This is a genomic window from Actinomycetota bacterium (assembly GCA_035697485.1).
Classification (GTDB): Bacteria; Actinomycetota; UBA4738; order UBA4738; family HRBIN12; genus JAOUEA01.
The window spans coordinates 143,157-149,756 of record DASSCU010000029.1 but is presented as its reverse complement, the minus strand read 5'-3'; the positions used below and the strand labels follow the sequence as shown (position 1 = coordinate 149,756).

Genomic DNA, 6,600 nt, shown 5'->3' with positions numbered 1-6,600 from the left:
ACCCAAACCCGCTTCGCTGCATGGGAGCTCCCCTCGCCAAGCGGGCACCGGCTAATCGCCCATAGATAGGCCGCAATCGACGGCGGGTCAAGCCCGGCGTTCACCTGAGATCGCCCAAGAAGCTGGGGTCCCCGGTGCTCGCGTGGACTACCCGAACGAGCGGACCGTCGACCTGTGCAGGTAGCCTTTGCTGGGCCGAATACCACACTTCGCGCGATCATGGCTGTGGCGGCGATGGTCGCCTCCCTGCTCCCCTCGACCGCCCAGGCGGATGTCGAGTGGGTCGCAGCCGGAAGAGACCCGTCCGATGTGCCATGTGTGGAACCAGACGATCGACGCTGCACCGGATTCGATGTGCGTCCAGCACCGTGCGCATCTTCCGGACCGACGAGGGTCGACGCTTCCTGACGATCACCCTGCGCGCTCACTCCCGACCCTTCGATGCGTGGATGAGCAGCGTCGCGCTCGACACCCGCGGGGACGGCCGGGTCGATCGCATCGCCTTCCTCAACTACCCGCTCGGTGCCGTCATGCCGCAGGGCGAACGGTGCGGGATCAAGCGGGCGAGCCTGACTCGGAGCCGAGGGAAGGCGTGTACCGGACTCGACGGCACGGGGAGATCGCGGCGTGCCGCTTCCCGTTGGAGTGGCTGGTGCCGACGAAGCGGCCCATCTCGTGGCACGTCACCACGAATTGGATGTTCCCCGAGCCCGCGAGCATGATCGATCGCGCGCCGGGCCGCGGTTGGTATCCCTGACCCGGGCCGGGATGAACGTCAATGCTCCCGATCATCGTTCAGCACCTTCCCCGGGACCGCGACCGGATGGGGCTGCGACCGGTGCAGATGGTGGGACGGTTGAGTCTGTCGCTCGCCCAGCACCGGTTGCTCGAAGCGAGTGAGCTGCACATCACGAACGACCTCTCTAACGAGCGAATCGTTGAACTGTGTGGCAGGCCGAAGGGGTAGGGTCGAACCAGGGTGAAGGTCCTGCGGTTCCAGACCTCGGTCACGGTCACGTCTTCAGCGCCGCAGCGAGTCGGCTACGAGACGGTCACCGACCTCAAGGCACACCTATTGTGGTCGGGCGAGCGCGCGAGGGACGATGGCTTCAAGCGCTGACCCTGGAGGGTCCCGACGGTGCAGTGGGCTCGGCACCACCTTCAACTCGACCGGAGCGGAGTCAACGGCACGTTCCGCCTCGGTCCGTCGTCACTGAGGCAGCCCCGCCGAACCTCTTCGTGATCGAGACGGAGGCGCCGGTTGGACCGCAGGCGTGGAAAGCCGTGGGAGGTGCAGTTCATCCACCGCCATGACATCGAGGCGGATGGGGACGGTTCACGGATCACCTATACGGGCACGGCTTACCGCATGAACTACGTTCCGCACTGGCCGTGATGGCCTTGTCCTGGTCGTGTACTCCGGATCTCATCTTGGATTCGTCTGATCCGCGTGCCGGGCCCCGCGACTTCCAGGGTCACTCCGCGCGTGGGCGTCTCTTGCACCGACTCGGCCATCGTGCCGCGCACAGAATGAGCACACTCCAGCGGTTCTCCCCGTATCACGTCGGTGCCACACTCGTCCGATGCGGCTCGGAGCGCTCGTCACTGTGGTCGTCGTCATCGTTGGGATTGCGTCGTGCACGAGTGTGAGCGTCACGGCCTCGCGGTCGGACTCCGACGGATGGGCAGGGTGCGACCGTCAGAGGGTCGAGCTCGACGGAGTGGAGGAGTCACTGTCGCCTTTCCCCCTCGCTCCTTCACCCCGACTTCGCCCGTTCTCGATGATCGCTCCATGTGCGACCGTTCGTCGCGAGCTGGACGCGGCCCACAGACAAGTCGACGAGCAGCGGCGATCGGTCCCAGGTCCTGAGGACACGCAAATCTACTGGGCCCTGTAACGACGCAACCGGTGGTCTGGCTCCCGGAGCCACCTCATGCCGCCCGAGCAGGTCACGACGTCGTCACCCGGTAGAGGCGCCAGAGGTCGGGGATGCCCTTGAGCTCGTGCTCGTCCGCGTCCTCGAAGACGAGACCGGAGCCCGCCACGAGATCCCTTACCGTGCTCGAGACCAGCACCTCTCCGGGGCCGGCGAGGGCCCCGACGCGGGCACCGATGTGCACGGCGATGCCCCGCACGTCTTCTCCCTCGAGCTCGATCTCACCTGTGTGGCAGCCGGCGCGGACCTCGAGCCCGAGAGGCCTGACACCGCCTCCACGATGGCCTTCGCGCATCGAACCGCTCGCGCGGGGCCATCGAAGGTAGCGAGAAGTCCGTCGCCGGTCGTGTTCACGTAGCGCCCCCGGAACCTCTCGATGTCGGCCTTCGCCTTCTCGTCGTGGGCCGCGAGCAGCTCCTTCCATCGGGCGTCGCCGAGCTCGGCGGCCCTCTCGGTCGACCCCAACGATGTCGGTGAACAGGACCGTGGCGAGCACGCGATGGGCCTCCTCCGTCGCGCGCGTGCCGGTCACGAATGCCTCCATTTCAGCCAGGAGCGGTTCCTGGTCCCCTGCCCATGGGAACGAGTCGATGCCGGGAAGCTCGACGAACTGCGCCCCGGCGATCCGATCGGCGAGGTCCCGGTCGCCCTCGATCGGGACGTCCCGATCTCCAGTTCGTGTCATCGTGTCGTGGACCGGCCAGCCGCTCCAGGCGGACCGCGCCGCGGCGATCGGCCCGAAGGTCAAGCACGACGCTTGCCCTGCCGACACGTTCCTGGGACGCACGTCACCGCTCGTCGGCCGTGCGCCGCAGCCGAAAGGGATCCGCATGAGCTCGGTGAAGCTTTCCTACCCCAGGATCGCCGGTGCCGTCGCCGGCATCGTCGGGCTGTTGGGTGTCTACGCGTCGTGGTTCGCGATCTCGCGGCCTGGCGGGTCGGCAGAGCTCGACGGCACCGCCGACGCGAGCGGCAAGCTCGGCGCTCGCGATGTCGGTCGCGCTGTTCGCGTTCTCGGCGGCCTACCTGCTGATGGGCGACCCGCGCGTCCGGCGCTCGATGGCGGCGTTGATCACCGTCACCGCGGTCGTGCTGACGCTCTCGGTCGTGTGGGGCATCGCCCGCGCCGACGGCAGGGGCCTGGCGTTCGGCATCTGGCTCTCGGGGCTCGGCGGCGTGCTGGGTATCGGGGCCGGCATCCTGACGCTCCGTGACGCGCCGCCCGACGCTGAGATCGCCGACGACGCCGAGGCTCCCGCCGCGACCGTCTAGCACACGGGGGAACCTTCTCGCGGCGCCGCGCCGCCCGCTAGCCTGTGCGCATGCGCGTGACCACGATCGAGGAACGCACGTGGTGGGCCCGGCCGGGCCTCGGCATCGCCGACGGGCGGCTCACGATCGCCGGTCGCGACGCGGAACACCTGGCGCGCGAGCACGGCACCCCGCTGTTCGTCTACGACCTCGAGAACGCGCGCGAGCAGGCCGAGGCGCTCCGAGCCGCGTTCGACGCGTCGGGCGTGGCCGGGCGCGTGCGCTACGCGCTGAAGGCCCAGCGTGAGCCCGGCTTCCTGCGGTTCCTGCGCGAGCGCGCGCCGTACGTGGGCATCGACGTCTGCTCGCCCGGCGAGCTCGAGTGGGCGCTCGAGCACGGCTGGGAGCCCGAGGAGATCAGCTACACCGGCACGAACCTCTCCGATCGTGACCTCGCTCGCATCCTTCCGACGGGCTGCCACCTGAACGTCGACCTGCTGACGCAGCTCGAGCGCGTGGGCCGGGCCGCTCCCGGCCGAACGATCGGCGTTCGGGTGAACCCACGCGCTGGTGCGACGCACGCCGGCGGCACGGAGAGCGCCTACGCCGGCTCGAAGCCGACGAAGTTCGGCATCTACCCGGAGCGGCTAGCGGAGGCCGTCGACATCAGCCGGCGACACGGGCTCACGATCGACACCGTGCACGTGCACTCCGGCTACCTGTACTTCGACGACTCGCTCGACGTCGTCGACGAGGTGATGCGGCGGGTCGCCGAAGCCACCGCGGCGTTGATCGAGGCGGGGTGCCCGATCGCCGAGGTGAACACGGGGGGAGGCCTCGGCGTGCCGTTCCGACCGACCGACGATCCGCTCGACCTCGCCGCCTGGGCGGGCATCATGGCGCGCCACTTCGGTCCGCTCGGCGTGACGGTCGCCACCGAGCCGGGGGAGTTCATCGCGAAGCAGGCCGGGGTGCATCTCGCCGAGGTCGTGACGGTCGAGGACCGCGAGGGCACCACGTTCGTCGGGCTCGACACCGGCTGGAACGTGCTCTGCGAGCACTTCGTGTATCGCATCCCGTTCTTCCCGATCCTCTGCCGCGCCGCCGATGCGGCATCGGTGCACGACGTCACGTTCTCCGGCCACATCAACGAGGGACCCGACCTGTTCGCCGAGGACCACGCGTTCCCCGACGTGCGAGAGGGGGACATCGTGGCGCTGCCGAACGTCGGCTCGTACAACGCGTCGATGACGTCGGCGCACTGCATGAGGGAGCCGGCGCCGTCCCTGCTGTTCGAGGATCGGATGTGAGCGATGGGTTGCCGGTCGCCGAGCGCTGGTGGCGGATGCACGATGCCGAAGACGGCGTGACGCTGCTCGTGGAGGGGCACATCACGCCGATGCTCGAGTCCAACGTGTGGCACGTGCGGGGGCGCGACGCGGACCTCGTGGTCGACACCGCCAACGGGATCGGTCCGCTGCGGCCCGCGATCGACGAGCTCGCGGCCGACCGGGCGGTGATCGCCGTCGCGACGCACGGTCACTTCGACCACGTCGGCGGGCTCGCGGAGTTCGACGACCGGCGGTGCCACGAGGCCGACGCGGCAGAGACGCGGGCGCCGTTCCCGGTGCGGATCGAGCGTGACGCCCAGCCCGAGGGGGTCGACGAGATGTTCGCGTACTACGGCTTCGACGTGCCCGATCGCACGATCGAGGCGTTGCCGCACGACGGCTTCGACCCGGCCGGCTGGGTCGCGCCGGGGGCCGAGCCGACCTCGTTCGTGGACGACGGCGACGTGATCGACCTGGGTGACCGCCGGTTCGAGGTGCTGCACGTGCCGGGGCACACTCCCGGTTCGGTCGCGGTGTGGGAGGCCTCCACCGGCCTGCTGTTCAGCGGCGACACCGCCTACGTCGACGCACGGCTGGGCTTCGACGATCTCGAGGCGGCCGAGGCGTCGCTGCGGCGGCTCGCGTCGCTGCCGGTGCGGCGCGTGCACGCCGGCCACGACCGCACCTTCGAGGGCGACGAGTTGCGGCGGCTGCTCGACGGGTTGCTGCACGGCGGCCTCGCCACGCTCTAGTCGTCGCCACGCTCTAGTCCAACCTGGAGTAGTGGCGTCAGGCGGTATCCTCCGCGCCATGAGCGAGCGCACCGTCCTCACGTCCGACCGGCTGATCGACACCGAGCGAGGGGAGGTGCTCACCGATCTCGCCGTGATCGTCGACGACGACCGCGTCGCCGACGTGGTCGCGACCGCCGACGCCCCCACCGACGCCCGTCGCATCGATCTGCCTGGGCACACGATGCTCCCCGGGCTCATGGACATGCACTCGCACCTGATCGGGGACGACGACAACGGCCAGGGGTACGCGCAGCTCGTGATGCGCTCGGGCGCGCAGGAGGCGATCGTCGGCGTACGGAACGCCCGCGCCACGCTCGAGGCAGGGTTCACGACCGTGCGTGACATCGGCACGTTCCGCGCGTTCGTCGACGTGGCGCTGCGCGACGGCATCGAGGCGGGGTGGATCGCCGGACCGCGCATGATGTGCGCGGGCGCCTACGTCACCACCCCCGGCGGGGCCGGCGACGTGACCGGCCTGGCGGTCGACGTCGACGAGGTCGTGCCACGGGACCTGCGGTTCGGGGTGACGAGCGGCGTCGACCAGATGCGATCGACGGTGCGCCAGGTGCTGCGGTACGGGGCGGATTTCATCAAGGTCCTCGCGACCGGCGCGGTGCTGACGAGCGGCACGAAGCCCGGCATGCCTGAGTTCACCGAGGACGAGCTCCGCGCGGCCGTCGAGGAAGCCGAGGGCGCCGGCACCCACGTGGCCGCCCACGCGCACGGCGCAGAGGGCATCAAGCGCGCGGTGCGAGCGGGCGTTCGATCGATCGAGCACGGCTCGCTGATGGACGACGAGGCGATCGAGCTGATGGCCGAGCGCGGCACCTACCTGGTGGCCGACATGTACGACGGCGACTACATGCTCGAGGTCGGCCCGTCGCTCGGCTATACCGACGAGGTGATCGCGAAGGTGCACCTCACGAACGATGCGCAGCGCGAGGGCTTCACGAAGTGCGTGAAGGCGGGCGTGCGCATCGCGTTCGGCACCGACTCCGGCATCGCGCCACACGGGGAGAACGCGCGGCAGTTCCCCTACTACGTGCGGTACGGCCTCACGCCGATGCAGGCGATCCGGAGCGCCACCCGATGGTCCGCCGAGCTGATGGGCTGGGAGGACCGGGTGGGCACGATCACCCCCGGGCTGTTCGCCGACCTGATCGCCGTAGAAGGCGATCCGACCGACGACGTGTCGATCCTCGAGCAGGTGACGTTCGTGATGAAGAGCGGCGTGGTCGTGAAGTCGCCCGTCTGAGCAGCCGCTGCTTGGTTGACAGTCGACAATCT

At 69.5% G+C, this 6,600-nt stretch carries 6 protein-coding genes; 5 read left to right on the top strand and 1 reads right to left on the bottom strand.

Annotation, left to right across the window (positions count from 1 at the left end):
- Nucleotides 1–979: 979 nt before the first annotated feature.
- Nucleotides 980–1,120 (top strand): hypothetical protein, encoded by a 141-nt coding sequence (locus VFI59_09185; protein ID HET6713868.1) that lies wholly within the window; start codon nucleotides 980–982, stop codon nucleotides 1,118–1,120.
- Between the two features lie 830 nt (nucleotides 1,121–1,950).
- Here VFI59_09185 and VFI59_09180 read toward each other — a convergent pair.
- The gene (locus VFI59_09180; protein ID HET6713867.1) at nucleotides 1,951–2,232 is read right to left on the bottom strand and encodes a hypothetical protein; all 282 of its coding nucleotides are present in this window, start codon (nucleotides 2,230–2,232) and stop codon (nucleotides 1,951–1,953) included.
- A 695-nt stretch (nucleotides 2,233–2,927) separates the two neighbouring features.
- Between VFI59_09180 and VFI59_09175 the strand changes: the two genes are divergently transcribed.
- The 4 genes from VFI59_09175 to VFI59_09160 are packed head-to-tail and all read left to right on the top strand — an operon-like array spanning nucleotide 2,928 to nucleotide 6,568.
- Nucleotides 2,928–3,209, top strand: coding sequence for a hypothetical protein (locus tag VFI59_09175; GenBank protein ID HET6713866.1), 282 nt, complete (start codon nucleotides 2,928–2,930; stop codon nucleotides 3,207–3,209).
- Between the two features lie 50 nt (nucleotides 3,210–3,259).
- Complete coding sequence (locus tag VFI59_09170) at nucleotides 3,260–4,498, top strand: diaminopimelate decarboxylase (GenBank protein HET6713865.1); 1,239 nt, start codon at nucleotides 3,260–3,262, stop codon at nucleotides 4,496–4,498.
- Nucleotides 4,495–5,271, top strand: a complete 777-nt coding sequence (locus VFI59_09165) for an MBL fold metallo-hydrolase (protein ID HET6713864.1) — start codon at nucleotides 4,495–4,497, stop codon at nucleotides 5,269–5,271. The genes VFI59_09170 and VFI59_09165 overlap by 4 nt, the downstream gene beginning before the upstream one ends.
- A 58-nt stretch (nucleotides 5,272–5,329) precedes the next feature.
- On the top strand, nucleotides 5,330–6,568 hold the full coding sequence (locus VFI59_09160; GenBank protein ID HET6713863.1) for an amidohydrolase family protein: 1,239 nt from the start codon (nucleotides 5,330–5,332) through the stop codon (nucleotides 6,566–6,568).
- Nucleotides 6,569–6,600: the final 32 nt, after the last annotated feature.

Coding starts and splice junctions, on each gene's coding strand:
- VFI59_09175 (HET6713866.1), top strand. CDS start 2,928: ATGTCGGTCGCGCTGTTCGCGTTCTCGGCGGCCTACCTGCTGATGGGC.
- VFI59_09170 (HET6713865.1), top strand. CDS start 3,260: ATGCGCGTGACCACGATCGAGGAACGCACGTGGTGGGCCCGGCCGGGC.
- VFI59_09160 (HET6713863.1), top strand. CDS start 5,330: ATGAGCGAGCGCACCGTCCTCACGTCCGACCGGCTGATCGACACCGAG.
- VFI59_09180 (HET6713867.1), bottom strand. CDS start 2,232: ATGCGCGAAGGCCATCGTGGAGGCGGTGTCAGGCCTCTCGGGCTCGAG.